The organism is Psychrobacter sp. TB15 (genome assembly GCF_000511655.1).
GTDB classification, from domain to species: Bacteria; Pseudomonadota; Gammaproteobacteria; order Pseudomonadales; family Moraxellaceae; genus Psychrobacter; species Psychrobacter submarinus.
In genome coordinates this window covers 1-20,481 of record NZ_AYXN01000039.1, presented here as the reverse complement: position 1 = coordinate 20,481, position 20,481 = coordinate 1, and the positions used below count along the sequence as shown (strand labels likewise).

Sequence of the window (20,481 nt, the reverse complement as noted above, 5' to 3'; positions counted from 1 at the left end):
CGTGGTTTTACGGCGCTGGATGATAAACAATGTCGTTAGCGACATCATTGAGCTCATCTTCAGCCAGATCTAAGGGTAAGACATCAGCATGAGTTTGCTGCTGTAAGATGAGTCTGCCCGCATCGATTTCATGGTTGAGCAATGCATGTAAGCTCACGAGCCGCAACTGGTGATGATTGTTCTCGTAGATGCGCTGTAGTGACAGCGGTGCCTCAGCATGTACATTAGGAAACAGACTATCTGAGGCAAGCACCATCATCTCATTAAAGGACTGCTCTCGCTTCAGCTGCGCTCTATGTATCTTATTTTGTAGCAGATTGGCCAGATTACCCTTAAAGACAAGCGCGGCGATAAAGACTAAAGTCTGTAAGGCGAATATCAGCACATATTGCTGGATAGACAGCGAGAAACTAAGCGTCTTGCTTGCCAGCATAAGCACAATCGCTACGACGACATAGCTGACTAACTGCCAAAGCAGCCACATCATTAGGCTATTATCACCGAACCAAAACATCTGCCGCTCTTTGAGATCTATGAGACGTTGACGCGCTTGCCACCACTGCTGCTCACGGCTCTTTAATTGTTCACATACTTTACACGCATGTGTTGAGTCGTACGCATGCTCTACTGCTGTACTTGCGCTATTATCCAGATCCGTACCGCTCATGTTCTTACTCTCAGGTTTAGAAGCTATGTAACTTTTAGTCATAATTATTAAGTCCTCTAAAGAGCACAATCCGTGTTGCTTGTCGCATTAGATGTTATCGGTTAAAAAGTAAGCGTTTGCCAATCGCTCTAAATAATGAGGGTGGGCTATTTCTGCTATCGACCTTGCTATATCAGTAGCGAATAACCACGATAAGAAAAAGACAAAAAATAAGAGAGGTGCTACACTGCGTTAATGTTATTTTTCTTTATTACTTTATTACTTTATTACTTTATTATTAATTGTCTATTATAGTTACTACGTCTATGAATCACAACTTACAAGCCCTGCACCCTTATCCTTTTGCCAAAATGAGCGACCTACTCGCTAACAGTAAGCCAAATCCAAGCTACAGCGAAATCAAGCTAGGTATTGGTGAGCCAAAACATGAGCCGCCTGCCTTTGTTTTGGACGTTCTACAGCAAAACTTGGACAGTTTAAGCCGTTATCCCACTACTAATGGGACTTTTGAGCTGCGGCAAACGATAGCGCACTGGTTAGAAAAGCGCTTTTTTTTGCATCATGTCGATGCTTATAAGCAAGTACTGCCCGTGATGGGTACTCGCGAGGCTATCTTTAGTTTTGTGCAAGCGGTTATCGATCATAGTGACAACTACAGTAATAATAGTGACAATCATAGCAAAGAGACGTCGCCGCCGATGGTGGTTATGCCCAATCCTTTTTATCAGATTTATGAGGGAGCGGCGCTACTGGCCGAGGCGACGCCTTATTTTGTTCCTTGTACCTTAGACAATAACTTTAAGGGTGATTATCGCTCGGTGCCGGTTGAGGTTTGGGAGCGCACTCAACTGCTATTTGTCTGTAGTCCAAACAATCCAACAGGCTCAGTGATGAGTTTGGACGATTGGGAATTTATCATGCGTTTATCTGATAAATACGGCTTTATCATTGCCAGCGACGAGTGTTATAGCGAGCTGTACTTTGACGAAGCCCCTATCGGCTTATTACAAGCGTGCACAGCGTTTGGTCGAGATGATTTTAGGCGCTGTATCGTTTTTCACTCCTTGTCCAAGCGCTCAAACTTGCCCGGTCTACGCTCAGGCTTTGTCGCAGGTGACGCAGCCCTGTTAAAGTCTTACTTGCAGTATCGCACTTATCAAGGCTGCGCTATGCCTATCCCGCATCAGCTCGCCTCTATCGCAGCTTGGCAAGATGAGAAGCATGTCGCTCATAATCGAGCGCTATATAAAGAAAAATTTGCCTTGTGGATGGCAGAGCTTGGCGATTTATTAGAGCTGCGGATGCCGGATGCTGGGTTTTACTTTTGGGTAAAAGTGCCGGAGCTATTTGCAGGCGACGATGAAGCGTTTGTAAAGGCGCTTTATGAGCAAGCAAATATCCATGCTCTAGCGGGGCGCTACTTATCCCGCGAGGTCAATGGTAAAAACCCTGGACAAGGATATGTGCGTATGGCACTGGTAGCAAGCGTTGAAGAGAGCCGCGAGGCGATTGAGCGTATTCGTCAATTACTGACTGGCGCGGCTGATAGCAAATAACTAGCAAATAACTAGCAAATAACTAGTAAATAACTGGCAAATAACGTTAGCGCCAATGTGGTCACTAATCCTTAATAACCCTAATATTATTAAGGATTATTTTTTATATAATGCTATAGTAATCAGACAACGACCCTATTTATTACTATAGCGGATTGATAACGCTATCACGGATGATGCCATGATCCCACTTGATTTCACCCAGCCGCCCTTTGATGTGTTGAGCTTAGCGGAACGCCAAAGTATCAGAAAACACACGCAGATACGTTATCTAGCTGCCGATGAGCGCTTAACGAGTGATGATTTACTCTACTTTTATGTGGTGATAAAAGGTCAAATCGAGCAGACCTACGCGGACGAGTTTGTCGCGGCCTACTTCGGTAGTAATCACTCCGACCACTTTCACAGTAACGACTGGTTCGATAGCCGCCGTACCCCTAAAAAAGCAACCAACACGCGCTCGCCTTCTTCCTCTTATGACTACCGCGCCGTTGAAGATACGCTACTGCTACAAATAGACGGTACGGCTATTGATAAGATTAGTGCCCAAAACCATCTAGTGCGTCAGCTGCTCTCGGATAAATTACCCGAAAAGCTCAAGGCCCTACAGCAGCGTCAAAGCACTAAGTCGCAAAAACTATCGCTGAGTCATAGTGGCTACACCGCCCAGCAAGAAGTACAGCAAATCATGCTGCAGCCAGTGACCGATGTGAGTTTATTACCGGTACATATCGTTGAGGCAGCTTCTAGCCTACAGCAAGCGGCACAGGTCATGACCGAAGCTAAGATGAAGCACGTGTTGGTGCGTCCACTAGCAGATAAAGCCAATAATATTAGCGACAGTTTGCTAGGGATTTTGACTGATACCGATGTTTGTAGGGCTGTCAGCGATAGACAAGACCCAGCAACTACCCCTTGCCAAGACTATGCCAGCTTCAACCTACGTACTATCAACGCTGATAGTGAGATTGGCGATGCACTACTGACTATGACTCGCTACCGTATTCATAGGCTACCCGTCCTCGATGATAGTGGCCAAGTCGCCGGTATCTTGGGGCAAAGCAATATGCTTGCCTATATTGGTCAGCACTCGCAGCTGATCAGTATTCAGATCGAGCAAGCCAAGGATTTTGCTAGTATTGATACCGCTGTCGAGCTGATTGGGCGCTATATTCGTGCTCAGCAGCAAAACGGTGTCAAGATTGGTAACGTCAGCCGCATGGTTCAGACGCTTAATGCGCAGGTATTTACTAAACTGTGGCAGCTTATCGTGCCAGAAGAGGTCTTTGACAACACTTGTGTGATCGTGATGGGCTCTGAGGGGCGCGGCGAGCAGATCATGCGTACCGATCAAGACAATGCGCTGATTATACGCGATGGCTTTAGTCATCCAAATCTCGCTGAATTCGCCGACTCTTTCAATCAGCAATTAGCGGCATTAGGCTATCCGCTGTGCGATGGTAATATTATGATGACTAACCCTATGTGGCGACAACCGCTACAGGAGTTTACCGCGCAGATCAGCCGGTGGTTTCAAAATACTGATCCGATGCAGGCGATCTATCTGTCCGCGATACTCGATGGCGAATATGTTTGCGGTGATGAGACGCTATTGACTCAAGTTCGTGAGCATCTCAAAGTTGCGCATCGCCACTCTGACCCTATGTTTGTGCGGCAATTCGCGCGCGCGGCTTTGCAGTTTGGCGATGTCAATCAGTGGTGGCAGCGCCTTGCGCCTTTGTTGGGTAAGACCAATGACGCCACTATCGATCTCAAAAAGTCTGGCCTGTTTCCGTTAGTGCATGGCATACGCAGTATGGCATTGGAATATGACATCCTACACGTGCCTAGTACTAGAGGTCGGCTCAGGGCACTCGTGCAAGCTGGAGTATTCAATCAAGAGCGAGCGACCACTTTAAACGAAGCATTGGAGTTCTTTATGGGTCAGCGCTTGGCAGTGGCGCTTGCGACTGATAATAAGTATGCTCGGCAAGTCGACCCTATGACCCTATCGGCGCTTGAGCGCGATGTATTAAAAGAGTGCTTATCGGTCGTGAAGAGCTTCAAAAACCAGCTACGCCAGCACTACCAGCTCGAGATCGGTTAAGGCAGAATTAAACGGTGTAAGCGCTATACTGCTTATTGACTACCACTATTATTGAGAAGCAAACACTTATGAGTTGGCTTAAGCAATTATCAAACCAATGGCAAAAAAGCAAGCTACAGCGTGCGGAGCTTGCCCCGATGTTTGAGCCGCCTATAAAAGATCAATGGGTGGCGATAGATTGTGAAATGACGGGTCTCAATCCTCGTAAGCATCACTTGCTCTCAGTCGCCGCCATTCATATCAATGGCGATACTATCGATACTGGTAATGGCCTACATCTAGTCTGTCGCCCGCCGGTCATGCCCAATCGCGATACTATCATCATTCATGGTCTACGGAGCGCCGATGTCGCTCAGGGTCTGAGCTATGATGAGATGCTGTCCATGCTACTGCCCTTTATCAGTAATCGTCCTATCGTTGGGTTTTGTCCGCAGCTAGACATCGCGTTTTTAAATCCCTTAATCAAGCAATATATGGGTACTACTTTGCCCAATGAAGTGCTTGATGTTAGACGCTTATACAGTCAACGTATGGGCGAGCGCGACCCGAATACGCCCAAAGCATCACAGCAACTCTCCAAAATACTCGCTCATTATAATATCCCTGAGTTTGGTAGCCATGATGCTTATAATGACGCCCTAATGACCGCTATGGCTTTTTTGCATGTGCGCTAAGAGGGCGATTTTAGTCTGTGTTTTATGCGCTTTTTGAGACTCGCGTAGCCACTCATGTTACTATAAGCCGTTTTACGATTTAAGCTCGATGCCTCATGACAATACTATCTAGATTCTCAAATCTGCTTACTATCTCTTGTGCTACTGACTCTGCTAGTCGCCATCGGCATGTCCAGCGCTCAAAGCTATTGACGGGCCTTATGCTGAGCGTAATGCCGCTCACCTCACAAGCGGCGCTACCCGCTTCTATCGAGGCGGCGTTAAACAAAGCCGAGCTCAGCCCTGATACTATAAGTATCCTCATTACTCCACTCGGCGATACAACCAAGAGTCGTTTACCCGCGATTATAGAAGTCATCGATAGCGATACTAATGATAACTCTAACAATGATTCTGAGGGCAGTGCTGAGCGTAATAGCGCGGATTCGACGACGGTATCCGTAGACAAAGTGGCAGCAAGCGCCAGTGATGCTCCTGTTAACGATCCTGCCGATGATAATGTTTCTGTTAATAGTAGCAAAGCCGCGAATGTAACCATTGCTGTCGACAAGCAAGCCATCGAGCAACAGAATCGTCAGCTGCAAGCTTATACCGACGACCCTTACACTTATCAAAGCTTAGAGAACCCGCCGCCGGTACTGACCATCGATGAAAGCCGCAGCGTCCGCCATAGCGAGAGCAAAGATACTGGCAAACGCCAACTTACACCCCTGATTAGCCATAATATCGATACCCCGCGCACCCCTGCCAGCACTATGAAGCTGATACCTAGCTTTGTGGCACTCGACACACTAGGCGCAGATTTTGTTTGGTTTACTCGGGTCTATCATACCGGCCTCATCCTTGGCGATAGACTGCAAGGCGACTTGATCATTCAGGGCAGCGGCGACCCCAAAATGACCCACGCGCGCTTAGAGCAGCTCCTTTATCAAGTACAAAAAACCGGCATTCGCCACATCGATGGCGATATCATTGTCGACAGCTCAATATTTAATAACGTCAGTAAAGATCCAGCCGCTTTCGATAACGCCCCTCTGCGCCCTTATAATGCCAGTCCAGATGGTTTTTTAGTGAACTTTAATAGCCTTGCTATTAGAACGTATCCTATGGCAAATGGACAAGCAAAGCTCACTTATACCCCGCAGTTAGCCAATTACCAGTTACCAAGTCACATAGGCACTCGCAGTGCCCGCTGCTCGCAGGCTCGTAATAGCTTAGCGCCGCGCTGGCAACAAGATAAACTCGCCCTCAATGCCAAGCTGCCAGAGAGCTGCGGTGAGCATGTCTTCTATGTAAACCACCCAGACGCCAAAGACTTTGCCGCTCGTGTCATCGCTAGTAAATGGCAGGCGCTTGGTAATACGCTTAGCGGAGAGGTACTCAGTCAAGAAAAGCCTTACGCGGCGTACCACTCAACTAATGGTTTATCTTCTCTCCCGTTATCGCCTTTACCGCTAGTCAGTTATCCTTCTTATAATTTGACGCGGCAAATATACGATATCAATCACTTCTCCAATAATGTAATGACTGAGCAAGTAGCGCTCTCCATTGGCAGTTATTATGATGCTAAGCGCCCAGATATTATTGATACAAATAACAGCGCCGCGAATAGCAGCGCTGTTAAGGGTCAGACTATAACTGACGTTAATAATACTAAACCAAACGCTACTAGCCTGTATCAATTTGGGCAAGCAACAACGACTGATTACCCGCAGGCATTAGCGCGCATCGATGACTGGTGGCAAACCAATCTGACCACTACCCCGCCGTATCTGACCAATGGTTCAGGACTATGTCGCGATTGCACGCTGACCGCCGCCAATCTTAATGAGCTACTGAGCTTTGCCTATCGCCATCCCAGCTTTGACGCTTATGTCAACTCATTAGGCATTGCCGGAGTTAGTGGCACAATTATGCATCATAGCGAACGCTTGCCAGAGTCAAAGGCTATAGGCCGAGCTTGGATAAAAACCGGCACTTTAAGCAATGTCACTGCCATGGCAGGTTATGTCAAAGGACAGTCCGGACAAGACTATGCGGTAGTCGGAATCATAAATACCGACAGCGCGCTAAATCCTTATTTGGCACGCCCGGTACTCGATGCTATGCTTGATTGGACTGCCGAAAAATAGTCTTAGCTGTATCGTTCAGCTCGTAATATGTTTATATAGGCAAAGTTATGTCGCGCAAATCTGCAAACTTAAGTAATTCTAAAGCTCAGTCAGTCAAACTCGCGCAGTATTTAGGGTTTTTTATGGTGGGTTATATTCTCGCCAGCGCTTTATTAATGCTGCTGCAAACGCAAATTGCGCTCAATCCGCAATTGGTGACGTTACTCTCTATCTTAGTCGGCGCTTTTATTGCCGTGCACAAATTTATCAAACATTACAGCCGTGCGTTACGTAAAGCTGAGATGGTCAGACTAGCTATTGGCGGTACGGGCATTGTTTGGTTGCTGAACGCGCTGTACTTTTTTACTATTTGGCTATGGCTATTTGATGAGGCCAATCGGCAAGTCTTTATAGAAATGAGCCTACAGCAGCCGCTGCCATTGTTGTTCGCTCTAATCGCGATTGTGCTGCTCACCTTTGTCAGCGCTGGCATCGGTATTTGGCTGTTTAATCGGCTACTAAGCCCAAAGTAGCTTTTGATCAACCTATCAATCTCTCCACACGTCAACCTACTAGCCTGTCAACGACTGGCCGCTACGCAAAATGTGATGAGTCAAAACAGTGCTATGAGCTGATTTTTATTAGTTTGTCTCTAAATTCTATGTAAATACAAAACTTATATCCTACTGCGCTATGACTACGCCACAAAATCCGTTAGGCTGAGCAAATTATGCACTGCGTTTAACGAACAGCGGTTTGCAATCAGTAGCTAGAAATATAAATAGAGGTGATCGTTATGGATATGCTGTTTTTTGACAATATAGAAAAGCTTTTACGTATTGTGCTGACTGCTGTGCTGGTCTACATCTTAATTGTCGTCACCACCAAAGTCTCAGGTAAGCGCTCAACCTCGCAGCTCAATAACTTTGACTGGATTGTGACGGTGATGATCGGCTCGTTGGGCGCTAGTACTATCTTGCTCAAGGAAATCCCGTTCATTGAAGGTAGTGCCTCTATTGTGACCCTATATCTATTACAGTATGCGGTGACCAAGTACGCTTCTTACTCGCCTTACTTTGGTCGTCTTATTCTCTCTGAGCCGCGTATTTTGTTTTATCAAGGAGAGTTTTTGACAACGGCGATGCTTGAGGAACGGCTCACTCGGCAAGAACTTGAAAGTGCGATGCGTAAAGAAGGTATCCATAATATAAATGATGTCGAAGCTATCGTCTTAGAGTCTGAAGCTGTGCTCAGCGTCATCCCTAGAAAGCACGATGGCCCTAATGACACCGACAACACTGATCCTAGTGACACTTTAGAGCCGCTTATAAGGCAGCCGTAATGCGCTGGTCATGAGAACTTCGTTATAGCTTTGTTGCTTATTCCAAAGAGTCAGCATAGAAAAGGAGGACTAATAATGATTAATCCTCCTTTTTATTTATATCTGTTTACGCCGATTATTTGATACGCTGCCAAGTCTGTGAGCGACCAAACAAAGGCGTACCCACGTAGCCGCGCAGATCTAAGCTCTGACCATTGTCGCTTAAGGTGATTTTTCCTGAGTAGACTTTGCCAGACTCCGGATCAACCAGCTTGCCATGGCTCCACTGATTATTACCGTCCGCTTTTAGACCTGTTAGAATCTGCAGCCCTTCGACTGGTTTGTTTTTTAGGCTGCCGGAACATTTAGTACAGACTGCCTTTGCTTTTTGTTTATCGAGTACCTTGATGATTTTGCCGGAGACTTTGCCACCTTTTTCATTTAACTGAATGATGGCTTTTTTTTCGCCGGTTTTGTCATCGACTGTTTGCCACTGAGTGCCATCTAGCGAGGCGGCAAACACAGAAGTAGACAGCAATGCTGCTGCAGTTAAGGTGAATGTGCTTAATATAGTACGGTTCATAAACGACTCTTTTCGTAAAAACTTTTAATTAACTCCATAAAAAAGATAACCCAGTGACAGGTTAGTGGCAAAACAAACTATTGTTTGTCGAATGCTAGTTAAGCATAAAAAAAGGCAGGTAAAAGGCTTGTTTGTTACATTAACTTAAGCGTAGACTTCTTTTGTTATTTTTACTCAATTATTGGAGTGCTAACTGTCATGAAAATAAGAATACTGAGCGTCGGCAATAAGATGCCTAAATGGATACAGACCGGGTTTGATGAATACTTCAAACGTATCCAGCCTATGATTAGCACAGACATTGTGGAGATTGCGGCGGCAAAACGCGCAAAAAACCCCTCGACCGCTAATCTCGCTCAGTACCGTGAGCAAGAAGGACAGGCGATACTGGCGGCGCATAACGCTTCAGGTCATGAGCAGTTATGGGTGCTCGATGTTAAAGGCAAGATGCTCTCAACTGAGAAGTTGGCAGATAAGCTTGCCGATGTAATGCCGCAAGGCATGGATGTGGCGCTCGTGATAGGCGGCGCTGATGGCGTCTCACCTGCTGTACTGGCAAAGGCTGATATGATCTGGTCATTATCCGCGCTCACGTTACCGCACCCGCTAGTGCGCGTCGTGCTGATGGAGCAGCTGTATCGCGCGATGAGTATCAATAACAATCATCCTTATCACCGCGGCAACTAGCACCAGAGCTAAGCGAAAACAGCCAAGCGGATTGAAAAACGCGAATCTGCCCTAATAAAGCTGACATGAATCAATCAAAGTCAGCTACAGCCACAAGCCCGCTAAATCACAGCTTGCATCATGAAAGCCTGAATGCCACTGCGCCTATCAGTGGTGCGGCGGCTTGGTCAGATGCGCCTATAGGCTTGACTAACGCGGCCAAACTGCCTGCTTTATTTATCTCACATGGCGCGCCGACCTTAGCTATCGAGCAGTCAGCGACGACCAGTGCGCTTGCACGTATCGGACAAAACCTACCTAAGCCGCGCGCCATTATCATTATGTCAGCGCACTGGGTATCTACTCAGCTTGAGATTAGCAGTAACCCGCAGCCCAAGACTTGGCACGACTTTTCAGGTTTTAATCAACAGTTACACGAACTACAATACCCAGCTTTAGGACATGCCGCTCTTGCTGAGTCTTTAGCGCAGCAGCTCAGCACGCGCGGTATCAATACTGCAGCGAATCCGCTACGAGCCAGCGATCATGGCGTTTGGTCACCGCTTCGTCATCTCTATCCTAATGCCGATGTACCTGTGGTACAAATATCGCTACCACAGCATTATGACAGCATAGCATGCTATCAATTGGGCGCGCAGCTTGCTCGTCTGCGCGAGCAGCAAATTCTAATCATCGGCTCGGGCAACATTACTCATAATCTACAAGCAATGCGCTGGGAAGCTGATAGCATTGATAAGACGGCAAAGGATTTTAAGCTCTGGTTATTGCAGCAGCTCAAAACTGATATCCCTACCGCCTTAAATTGGCAGCGATATCCCAATTACAAAGATATCCATCCAAGCGATGAGCACCTATTGCCGCTGTTTTTTGCTTTAGGTGCGGGTCAACGCGTCAGTGTCGTGCATCAAAGCATGGCGCATCATAGCTTAGGAATGGATATTTACCGCTTCGATTAGCGTCTTCTTATCTACCTATTTTGCAAACGCTGGTTTAGTAAACATGCCAGCGCGTTCCATCTCTCCTGCCACACTAAATAGTGTCGTCTCATCATTCATACGCCCGATCAGCTGCATGCCAATAGGTAAGCCTTTTTTGCTCATGCCGACGGGTACAGAAACTGCAGGCAAGCCTGTGACATTACCTAATAAGGTAAAGGCCATTTTACTGAGTACCGGATGGCTAAGCTTCTCTATCATGCCAGAGCTAAAGGCATACTTGCCCATATCGATACCTTTATTAAGCAGCTCAGCGCTGCGCATCAGCATCTCATCCATCACGCTTGGTGGCAGTACACCGTGTTTGACCGCTGGCGTCGGTACGGTCGGACACAAAATCATGTCATAAGTTTCTAATAACAATCCGGTCTGATATTGGCTATTGTGCCAGCCTTGCTTAGCGTGCGCTAAATCAACTGCGGATAGCGAGCGTCCTAGTAGCGCCATGTTTTGAGTTTGAGGTTCTAGCTTTTTGACGTGATGAGCACCATAGTGGCGCTCAATATTATCGATAGTAAAGGCGGTATGAGTACAGACGACCACCATAAAATCATGCCAAAACTGCTCTATGTTGATATTCGGCTCGGCAGGTACCACGCGATGCCCCATGGCCTCTAACTGCTTAGCCGTTTGCTCGAGTACCGCTAGCACCTCTTTATCCACTACTGTACCAGCAATCAGCGGCTGCTGATGCAGCGCAATGGTCAGCGGCTTAGGTGCGCGCATCGCCGCCTCTAAAAAGCTACCTTCGGGCGGTGCAATCACGAACGGCGCACCAACCTCGGCCCCGCTCGTGGCATCAAGCATCGCAGCACTATCACGCACACTGCGGGTAATCACGTGATCAGCAACCGCGCCTTCCCAACCTTCTCCTACTTTAGGACCCATTGGGTTACGACCGCGGCTAGGTTTGAGACCAAACGCGCCGCACCAAGCCGCTGGGAAACGAATAGAGCCGCCGCCGTCACCCGCGCCTGCCATGGGTACGATACCACTTGCTACGGCTGCCGCGCTACCACCCGATGAGCCGCCCGAGCTATAGCCTTTTTTAAACGGATTATGAGTGGCACCATGCGCTTTGGGCTCAGTGGTAATAATCAGTCCAAACTCAGGCGTATTGGTCTTGCCAAAGGTATTGACTCCTGTGGCCTTCATACGTTTGACAATTTCACTATCATAATCTGACTGAATATTAACGCTACGGCTACCCATGGTCAAAGGCTCGCCCTCGAAGCTGTATGATAAGTCTTTGAGTAAATAAGGCACGCCTGTAAACGCACCAGATGGTAGCCCTGCTTGCGCCTGATCGTAAGCGCGCTCATCGAAACGGTGAATTATGGCATTGAGTTTGGGGTTGAGCTTGTTGGCGCGTGCAACGGCACTATCAAGCAATTCTTTGGCGCTGACTTCGCCTTTGCTGACGAGATCTGCTAAGCCTAGCGCGTCATATTGGGTGTATTCTTTAAACATAAAGCATCCTTGCATAGCTGTTGGTTGTAAAACCTATCAGCAAACACTATAGCCCAGAATTAGGCGAGAACACAATGTACAACAAAAAAACGAGCCACTCTCGTGACTCGTTTTTTGCTAGATAAACCCAATCTAATTGCAGCTACATCAGCAGCTCACGCTTACCGCTTTTACCCATAGAGCTGACCAGACCGGCCTCCTCCATTGAGTCTACGATACGCGCCGCGCGGTTATAACCGATACTAAATTTGCGCTGAATGGACGAGGCGGAGACTTTGCGCGTCTCCATAATAAAGGCCACTGCTTCATCATAAAGATCGTCATCTTCGCCCGACGCGCTGCCACCAGAGCTACCACCGCCAGAGCTTGATAACTCAAAGTTGTCCGCCATATTATCGATATAATCTGGAGCGCCGCGCTCACGCCAGGCATCACAGACACGGTTGACTTCCTCATCACTAACATAAGCGCCATGCACGCGGTCTGGCTCAATTTGACCTGGCCCTAAGAACAGCATATCGCCATTACCGAGCATGTCTTCAGCGCCGCCACTATCTAGTATCGTACGCGAATCGACTTTTGAGTTGACGCGTAGAGCCGCACGTACGGGAATATTGGCTTTGATCAGACCGGTAATCACATCAACTGAAGGACGCTGAGTCGCTAGCATTAAGTGAATACCAGAAGCCCGTGATTTTTGCGCTAAGCGGGTGATTAACTCTTCGGCTTGTTTGCCGACTTGCATAATCATATCAGCAAACTCATCGGCGACGATGACGATCATCGGTAATGTTTTAAGCTTAGGCGCTTGATCGATACTGACATTATCATTGGGCCGCCATAAGGGATCGAGCATTGGCTTACCTGCTTTTTCAGCGGCGAGGACTTTCTTATTAAACTCATTAAGTTTACGCACCTTTAGCAGGCTCATCAGCTGATAGCGGCGCTCCATCTCTGCCACACACCAAGACAAGCTACTGGCCGCCTCTGTCATATCAGTCACCACAGGCGTCAGCAAATGAGGAATCTCATTATAATTGGCCAGCTCAAGCTGCTTAGGATCAATGAGGATCAGTCTGAGCTCATTAGGGGTGTATTTCAGTAGCATAGAGAGCAGCATAGAGTTCACCAGTACCGACTTACCAGAGCCTGTGGTACCGGCGACTAACATATGCGGCGCGCGTGCCAGATCAGTAATGATAGGCTTGCCGCCGATGTCTTTACCCATCGCCATGCTGATTTGCGCGCTAGGGTCTTTATACTTATCGGTATTTAATAACTCAATCAAACGTACCATCTCGCGCTGCTTATTAGGTACTTCGATGCCGATATAAGGCTTACCTGGGATGACCTCGACCACGCGTAATGATGCCATAGATAACGAACGAGCCAAATCGCGCGCGATACCGGTGACTTTACTGGCTTTGATACCGGCAGCAAGATCAACTTCGAAGCGGGTGACGACTGGTCCTGGAATTGCTTGGACAACCTCGGCTTTGACATTGAACTCTTGCAGCTTGATCTCTAGTAGCTCTGATAATTGCTCAAGCTCGGCTTCGGTATAGCTCGGCTTGCGATCAGGATCAGGCTCATCGAGAATGGACAGCTCTGGGATTTTACTGAGACTACTGCGGTACTGAGCGGTTTGCATTGATCTTGAGCGCTTAGTGAAAGCGTCATCATCATGAATATCCGGCATGACTGGCTCATCCAAGTCCTCATTACTTGCCGGACTATTGTCTTCCGGCATCATATCAGTAATGAGATTACTCGCATCGTCATCAGGTACCGCAAAGCTTACCGTAGGTTTTGTCACTGGTGCTGACTCTTCCGGTAATTCCTCAGTCGTTTCCTGCGCTTTAGGCGCTTCTTTTGGATTGGACGGCGGCGTATTGGTTGGGGTCATATCTGTAAGCGAGGAGGCACTGGCTGTCGGCACTGGCTCACCAGCAGGGCTAGCTATTGATGTCGCTTTCGTAGCTGCGCTTTCTGTTACCGGTGCGGTTGCAACTGTAGGTTTCGTTATAGGATTCGCAGCCACAGCTGATTCAATCGCATTATTTTCGCTAGCTGCTGTCTGTCTGTTATTTGTCTCGATGTTATTTATTTCGGCTTTAGTTATTTCAGTGTCAGTGGTTTCAGTACCAGTGGTTTGCATGGGCTCTAACTCAGCATCAGCCTGCTGAGTAGTTGAAGCTTGAGGAGCGCTTACGGTTTGTTCAGCAGTGTTAGGTTTAGCGATACTAGGTTTAGCGATACTAGCTTCGACAGTGCTATGCTCAGCCAACCAAGCATCAGCTAGATCATCAACCTGAGCTGACATTGCTGGTACTGCTTTGCTTTCTAATACCTCATCATGAGTATCAGTATTGGCTGATTCATCATGACCTTCATTATTGATGGTAGCGTTTGCTCGATGCATTTCTGCATCATTAGCATCGCTAGCAGCAGTCTCAGTTATCTCTTTTGGCTCATCAAGCGTTGTTTGCTTAGATTCTGAATGAGTCATGTGCTCGATTGGACCGCCCTGCTCTGCTTGCTCGATAGCGGCATCACGCGCGAGCAAGTCAGCTACCGTTTCGTCATCATTCCAAGCAAAGCTTGGCTCAACTTTGCGTAGCGGCGCAGTAGCGGCGCTAGTGTTTTGTTGGCGCGGATGAGCCAGCTCATGAGCGTTCTGCGTATTCGCGGTAGCAGTAGCGGGCTGTAGATGATCGCTCGCAGCTTTATTAGTCGCCGCTTCAGCATTTGCTATCGCCTCTTTGACGCTAGCGCCCAGTCCTGACTTAGCTAAAAAGTCAGTCAACACATGGCTAAAGCGGCCGCTATCTTGGGCAGCGGTGCTAGACTCTTGTTGCAGCTCAAGTGGTAGCTGTTCATAGTCTGCAGCTGGCGTAGGGGCAGCGCTGCTTTGATCGGTCACATCAATGCCATCATCGCGGGTCAAGGCACCGCTATCCAAAGCTTGGTCAGTATCAGAGACTGTACTAGCTGTACTGCCTATGCCAGAACCGAGCCAATGCAGATCAGTCAATTTACGATATAACGATAACCAATGAATGTTAAAAGCAAAAGTGGCCGTCACTACTACAAAAACACTCAAAAATAACAGGCTACCCCATTTCGTTAATAACAGCGCTAAGCGTGCCTGTAGCTCAAGCCCGATGATACCACCAGCGACGCCCTTGAGACCTGATGTCACCGGGTCTGCCACTTGCTGGATTAATGCTATTAATTGCGCGAATAAAGCGCTAGCGCTCAGCAGCAAAAAGACATAAGCCACCAAACGTAATATCCAAAAGGTAGGTTTGTTATTCCACCAAATCAGGATAGACTCATAAACCATAAATACCAGCAGCCACCACGCGCTATAGCCAAAAAAGCTATAAAGCAAGTCAGACAACCACGCACCTGTCGCGCCGCCCATATTATTGATGGTTGTCATATCGCTACTGATATGTGACCAGCTAGGATCATTCCCGGTATACGTCACCAAGATAATGAACAGATAGACTGCTAGCATTAGCCCAAGAATGGTAAATATCCCTTTTTTTAAATAGTCTATAACTGCTGCTGATATCACGTAGGATCTGCCTTTATCAATATATTGATACTAAATAAATGGTAATACACGATTGCTGACAATCGTGCTTAGGTGTTTTTATGCTTAATTTCTAAATTTTTAACTTTCCAGCTCACTGTCAGTAAAGCTCAATCCATATGACTTTATATTTACAAGTCGCTGTTTCTATAGCTTTTACTGCGGCTTTTACTGCTTTTGCTATCACTGCTTATGATAACAAATACCTAGCCAAAGTGGTGACTGTGTATTAAGAAAGCGGGCTTTAATTTTGAGGTGTCGTTTAGTTCTAATCATAGCGATGTTTGTTTTAGCAAACTTGCACTTTTTGCCCGCTGCCCTTATGTTATTATCACATCGCACTTTAACAAACTACTTTAGTCGCAATTTTTTATTTTTCATTTTAATAACTTATAACGCTTTATATCTATAACTAGATCATTAAACCATTAGTAAGGAATATGTTATGGCAACTGACACTACAGCGCCGCGTCACGAAAAACTCATTATCTTAGGCTCAGGCCCCGCAGGTTATGCCGCTGCTGTCTATGCTGCGCGTGCTAACCTCAAGCCGGTCATGATTACCGGTCTCGAAGTCGGTGGACAGCTGACGACCACCACTGAAGTCGACAACTGGCCAGGTGATGCTCACGATTTAACAGGTCCGGCGCTGATGGATCGCATGAAAGCGCATGCCGAACGTTTCGGTACCGAGCTGGTCTATGATCATATTAATGAAGTACAACTAACGGAGCGCCCTTTTACTTTGATTGGTAATAATGGCAGCTACACTTGCGATGCGCTCATTATCTCAACTGGTGCCTCAGCGCAGTATCTCGGCTTAGAGTCAGAAGAGAAGTTCAAAGGCTTGGGCGTATCTGCTTGTGCCACTTGTGATGGTTTCTTTTATAAAGATCAAAAAGTCGCGGTCATTGGCGGTGGTAATACGGCGGTTGAAGAAGCGCTATATCTATCCAATATTGCCTCAGAAGTGACTTTAGTGCATCGCCGCGATAGCCTACGCTCTGAGAAGATCTTGCAAGACAAGCTGTTTGAAAAAGCCAAAAATGGCAATGTCAAAATCGAGTGGAATCATACCGTTCGCGAAGTCGTTGGTGATGATATGGGCGTCAATGGCGTCGTTATCGAATCCACCGAAGATGGCACAACCAAACAGCTAGATATCCATGGTATATTCATCGCTATTGGTCATAAGCCCAACACTGACATGTTCAAAGGCCAGCTTGAGATGAATGATGGTTATATTATCGTCAATAGCGGTATCAATGGTAACGCTACCCAAACTAGTATTGAAGGCGTATATGCCGCAGGCGACGTTGCTGATCATGTTTATCGTCAAGCCATTACCTCAGCAGGAACTGGCTGTATGGCTGCTCTCGATGCTGAGAAATATCTGGACGCTATGGGTGAAACAGTTGCTGCTGATCACACTTACGCCTCGACTTTGACGATAGATTAGACAAAGCAATCGCCAAAAGACTGAGTGAAATAATAACCTATATGCTCAATAAGCTTAATATACACAACATGACGCCTGAGACTTTTTATAAAACCATTAAAAGTCTTGGGCGTTATGACTTTCCCAATCCCAACGCGGTCGATCCTGATGGCTATGGCGTAGTAGCGCTAGGCGGTGATCTGGCGCCTGAGACGCTGATATCGGCGTATGCGCAAGGGCTCTTTCCTTGGTTTAATGAAGATGAGCCTATTGCTTGGTGGTGCCCGGAGCCGCGCTGTGTCATTGTGCCAAGCGACTATCAGCCCAGCAAATCGCTACGTAAGCAAGCTCGGCGCTCGCGTTGGCAGTTGACGGTCAATCAAGCGTTCGATGAAGTCATCCATGCTTGTAGTTTGCCACGTAGTAATGGACTGCCTGAGGGTGAGCACACTTGGATTCATCAGGAGATGATCGAGGCTTATACCGAGCTCCATCGCTATGGTTTCGCTCATAGCGTCGAGGTGTGGGATGAGAATGGACAGCTGATAGGCGGGCTCTATGGACTAAAGATTGGCCACATCTACTTTGGTGAGTCGATGTTTCATCGCGCCTCTAACGCCTCAAAATTAGCGTTTTGGGGTTTGATGCAGCTCTGCATTGATAGCGGCGTAGCGTTAGTCGATTGTCAGCTGACTAATGACCATCTACTAAGCTTAGGCGCGACTACTCTTGGCCGCCATCAGTTTTTAGCGCAGCTGGAGCGTTTATTACACAAAGGCGCTATTAGCTGGCCCATTCAACCCCATCAGCCAATGCCTGTGGCTCAGCTTGATAGCTCTAATGGGTATTCAAAATTTTGGCCACTCTAAACTGCTACTAATAGCTCAAAATGGACGACATTTAATCGATAAGATTGACAAACACAAAGAGACTGCGATGCCAGATACTGCGTTTTTACTCATAGGAGCTTTGGCCAAAAGAGCCAATACCACCAAAGATACCGTGCGTCATTATGACGAGCTAGGTCTGCTGAGGTCTCGTAAGCGGCAAGCAGGTTCGCGGCTTTATACTGAGTTTCATCCTGAATGTATTGAACGTATTGAGCTGATCAAAAGCGCGCAGGCTATCGGCTTTACCCTAACGGAGATAAAAAATAGCTTGGATGACTATTACGATGGTAATCTAAACCTTGATGAGCAACTGCTAGTCACTCAGCAAAAACTAGAACAAGTCAAAAAACAACAAGCCAATATCAACCTGATGGTGGAGATGCTAACTCAGCGTATTACTCTGCTGACGCGTATGCAAGAAGATGAGAATTATGTACCTTCTATAGAGGACTGCAAGAATAACAGCTCTAAGCTGCCTTATCATCGATAACCTTATCCACTCCTATCTGCTTTGTTTTTATAATTAAGCTGCATAATCAACGCATCGACAGCAGGCTTGTGTGCCGTTTTATAATAGCCTTTGCGCTGATGGATCGTCTCAAAGCCTTGCTGCTCATACAGAGCTATCGCTGGCAAATTATCTGCCCGCACTTCTAATAATAAACTCTCAACAGTTAACGCTTGTAGCTGCTGATTTAACCTAGCGAATAGTTTTGAAGCGATACCTTGGCGCTGATAATTAGGGTGCGTGCCTATACGCAAGATTTCTGCCTGCTCGAACATCATTCGATAAAGACAGTAGCCAACGACTGCATCGCTTTGATAAACGACTAATAAATCAATGCTATCTTGCTCAAGTAAGTCTACTAGAGTCTGATAACTCCAAGCATCTTGCGGTTGTATAAGAGCTTCGATATCGGCAACAGCTTGGATAATGCTTTGGGCTTTAAATAAGTGTTTATTGAGTAACTCTATGGTTAGCACCACTCCCTCTCCTACCTTTAATCATTATTAATAAATACAACTATTAGTATAGCCGTGTAAAGACTATCTTAACTCTTGTTACTACCTATAAAAAATATAGCCACCCACAAAAAAAGCCACCCTCAACAAAGAGAGCGGCTTTCATGTTTTAGTAATCTTAAAACTGATTACTAAAGCATTGGCTATTAGTTGCTTACGCTTGCAACCACACCAGCACCTACAGTACGGCCACCTTCACGGATAGCGAAACGTAGGCCTTTGTCCATAGCGATTGGGTGGATAAGCTCAACGCTCATCTCAACGTTGTCACCAGGCATAACCATTTCAGTACCGTCTTGTAATTGGATTGCGCCAGTTACGTCAGTAGTACGGAAGTAGAACTGTGGACGATAGCCGTTTAGGAATGGCGTGTGACGACCACCTTCTTCTTTTGATAGTACGTATACTTCAGCATCGAAGTTGGTGTGCGGGGTGATTGAACCTGGCTTAGCTAGTACTTGGCCACGTTGTACGTCTTCACGCTTGGTACCACGGAGTAGTACACCACAGTTCTCACCTGCACGGCCTTCGTCTAGTAGCTTACGGAACATCTCAACACCAGTACAGGTGGTTTTTTGAGTGTCACGGATACCGACGATTTCGATTTCGTCACCAACTTTTACGATACCAGATTCAACACGGCCAGTTACTACGGTACCACGACCTGAGATTGAGAAGACGTCTTCGATTGGCATTAGGAATGCTTTGTCGATGTCACGCTCAGGCTCTGGGATGTAGCTGTCTAGGGTTTCTAGTAGTTCTACGACAGCTGGTTCGCCGTATTTGCCGTCGTCGCCTTTTAGGGCTTGGGTGGCTGAGCCTTTCATGATTGGGGTGTCGTCGCCTGGGAAGTCGTAGTCGTTAAGAAGTTCACGAACTTCCATTTCTACAAGCTCTAGCAATTCTTCGTCGTCTACTAGGTCACATTTGTTCATGAAGACGATGATGTATGGTACGCCTACCTGACGTGATAGCAAGATGTGCTCACGAGTTTGTGGCATTGGGCCGTCAGTTGCTGATACGACTAGGATTGCGCCGTCCATTTGAGCGGCACCGGTGATCATGTTTTTGACATAATCGGCGTGACCTGGGCAATCAACGTGGGCGTAGTGACGAGTTTCGGTGTCATACTCTACGTGTGAGGTGTTGATGGTGATGCCACGTGCTTTTTCTTCAGGGGCTGAGTCAATTGACGCGTAGTCTTTGGCTTCGCCGCCTGAGGTTTTTGCTGCTACAGTTGCGATTGCGGCAGTTAGTGTGGTTTTACCATGGTCAACGTGTCCGATGGTGCCGACGTTGACGTGGGGCTTGTTGCGTTCAAACTTGGCCTTTGCCATGAGTGTATCCTTTTTTATTGG

The 20,481-nt window shown here is 47.0% G+C and carries 17 protein-coding genes; 11 read left to right on the top strand and 6 right to left on the bottom strand.

The features are described from left to right. Positions 1-7: 7 nt before the first annotated feature. Complete coding sequence (locus W234_RS0109785; protein ID WP_025646677.1) at positions 8-709, bottom strand: hypothetical protein; 702 nt, start codon at positions 707-709, stop codon at positions 8-10. Positions 710-972: 263 nt separating this feature from the next. Here W234_RS0109785 and dapC point away from each other — a divergent pair, with 263 nt between their 5' ends. The 6 genes from dapC (at position 973) to W234_RS0109755 (ending at position 8,457) form a co-directional block, all read left to right on the top strand. Then, entirely contained in the window at positions 973-2,223 is a 1,251-nt protein-coding gene (gene dapC, locus W234_RS0109780) for a succinyldiaminopimelate transaminase (protein ID WP_025646676.1), read from the top strand. 181 nt (positions 2,224-2,404) lie between these two features. Next, positions 2,405-4,330 (top strand): DUF294 nucleotidyltransferase-like domain-containing protein, encoded by a 1,926-nt coding sequence (locus W234_RS0109775; protein ID WP_025646675.1) that lies wholly within the window; start codon positions 2,405-2,407, stop codon positions 4,328-4,330. A gap of 68 nt (positions 4,331-4,398) precedes the next feature. After that, the gene (locus W234_RS0109770; RefSeq protein WP_025646674.1) at positions 4,399-5,004 is read left to right on the top strand and encodes a 3'-5' exonuclease; all 606 of its coding nucleotides are present in this window, start codon (positions 4,399-4,401) and stop codon (positions 5,002-5,004) included. 95 nt (positions 5,005-5,099) lie between these two features. Next, positions 5,100-7,136, top strand: a complete 2,037-nt coding sequence (locus tag W234_RS0109765; RefSeq protein ID WP_025646673.1) for a D-alanyl-D-alanine carboxypeptidase/D-alanyl-D-alanine-endopeptidase — start codon at positions 5,100-5,102, stop codon at positions 7,134-7,136. A 47-nt stretch (positions 7,137-7,183) separates the two neighbouring features. Continuing rightward, positions 7,184-7,648 carry an ABZJ_00895 family protein gene (locus tag W234_RS0109760; RefSeq protein WP_025646672.1) on the top strand — a complete coding sequence of 155 codons (465 nt, stop codon included), beginning with the start codon at positions 7,184-7,186 and terminating at the stop codon, positions 7,646-7,648. A 263-nt stretch (positions 7,649-7,911) separates the two neighbouring features. Continuing rightward, on the top strand, positions 7,912-8,457 hold the full coding sequence (locus W234_RS0109755) for a DUF421 domain-containing protein (RefSeq protein ID WP_025646671.1): 546 nt from the start codon (positions 7,912-7,914) through the stop codon (positions 8,455-8,457). A 115-nt stretch (positions 8,458-8,572) separates the two neighbouring features. On the opposite strand, the gene W234_RS0109750 is transcribed toward W234_RS0109755, so the two are convergent. Continuing rightward, positions 8,573-9,019 (bottom strand): DUF2147 domain-containing protein, encoded by a 447-nt coding sequence (locus tag W234_RS0109750; RefSeq protein WP_025646670.1) that lies wholly within the window; start codon positions 9,017-9,019, stop codon positions 8,573-8,575. A gap of 198 nt (positions 9,020-9,217) precedes the next feature. On the opposite strand from W234_RS0109750, the gene rlmH reads away from it, so the two are divergent. Together rlmH and W234_RS0109740 are read left to right on the top strand one after the other, a co-directional pair. Continuing rightward, positions 9,218-9,706 (top strand): 23S rRNA (pseudouridine(1915)-N(3))-methyltransferase RlmH, encoded by a 489-nt coding sequence (gene rlmH, locus W234_RS0109745; protein WP_025646669.1) that lies wholly within the window; start codon positions 9,218-9,220, stop codon positions 9,704-9,706. Between the two features lie 65 nt (positions 9,707-9,771). Next, a complete protein-coding gene (locus tag W234_RS0109740) occupies positions 9,772-10,662 on the top strand; it encodes a DODA-type extradiol aromatic ring-opening family dioxygenase (protein WP_084212654.1) in 891 nt (296 codons plus the stop codon). A 15-nt stretch (positions 10,663-10,677) separates the two neighbouring features. Here the strand turns inward: W234_RS0109740 and W234_RS0109735 are convergent, their stop codons facing one another. Both W234_RS0109735 and W234_RS0109730 read right to left on the bottom strand, forming a co-directional pair. Continuing rightward, complete coding sequence (locus W234_RS0109735; RefSeq protein WP_025646667.1) at positions 10,678-12,171, bottom strand: amidase; 1,494 nt, start codon at positions 12,169-12,171, stop codon at positions 10,678-10,680. A gap of 142 nt (positions 12,172-12,313) precedes the next feature. Continuing rightward, the gene (locus W234_RS0109730; protein ID WP_037059604.1) at positions 12,314-15,754 is read right to left on the bottom strand and encodes a DNA translocase FtsK; all 3,441 of its coding nucleotides are present in this window, start codon (positions 15,752-15,754) and stop codon (positions 12,314-12,316) included. 463 nt (positions 15,755-16,217) lie between these two features. Here W234_RS0109730 and trxB point away from each other — a divergent pair, with 463 nt between their 5' ends. The 3 genes from trxB (at position 16,218) to W234_RS0109710 (ending at position 18,590) form a co-directional block, all read left to right on the top strand. Next, the gene (gene trxB / locus W234_RS0109720; RefSeq protein WP_025646665.1) at positions 16,218-17,231 is read left to right on the top strand and encodes a thioredoxin-disulfide reductase; all 1,014 of its coding nucleotides are present in this window, start codon (positions 16,218-16,220) and stop codon (positions 17,229-17,231) included. 41 nt (positions 17,232-17,272) lie between these two features. After that, the gene (gene aat, locus W234_RS0109715; protein ID WP_025646664.1) at positions 17,273-18,079 is read left to right on the top strand and encodes a leucyl/phenylalanyl-tRNA--protein transferase; all 807 of its coding nucleotides are present in this window, start codon (positions 17,273-17,275) and stop codon (positions 18,077-18,079) included. A 67-nt stretch (positions 18,080-18,146) separates the two neighbouring features. Next, the gene (locus W234_RS0109710; RefSeq protein WP_025646663.1) at positions 18,147-18,590 is read left to right on the top strand and encodes a MerR family transcriptional regulator; all 444 of its coding nucleotides are present in this window, start codon (positions 18,147-18,149) and stop codon (positions 18,588-18,590) included. A gap of 2 nt (positions 18,591-18,592) precedes the next feature. On the opposite strand, the gene rimI is transcribed toward W234_RS0109710, so the two are convergent. Both rimI and tuf read right to left on the bottom strand, forming a co-directional pair. After that, positions 18,593-19,084, bottom strand: coding sequence for a ribosomal protein S18-alanine N-acetyltransferase (rimI, locus tag W234_RS0109705; protein ID WP_025646662.1), 492 nt, complete (start codon positions 19,082-19,084; stop codon positions 18,593-18,595). A 185-nt stretch (positions 19,085-19,269) separates the two neighbouring features. Further along, a complete protein-coding gene (tuf, locus tag W234_RS0109700; RefSeq protein WP_025644530.1) occupies positions 19,270-20,460 on the bottom strand; it encodes an elongation factor Tu in 1,191 nt (396 codons plus the stop codon). Between the last annotated feature and the right edge of the window lie 21 nt (positions 20,461-20,481).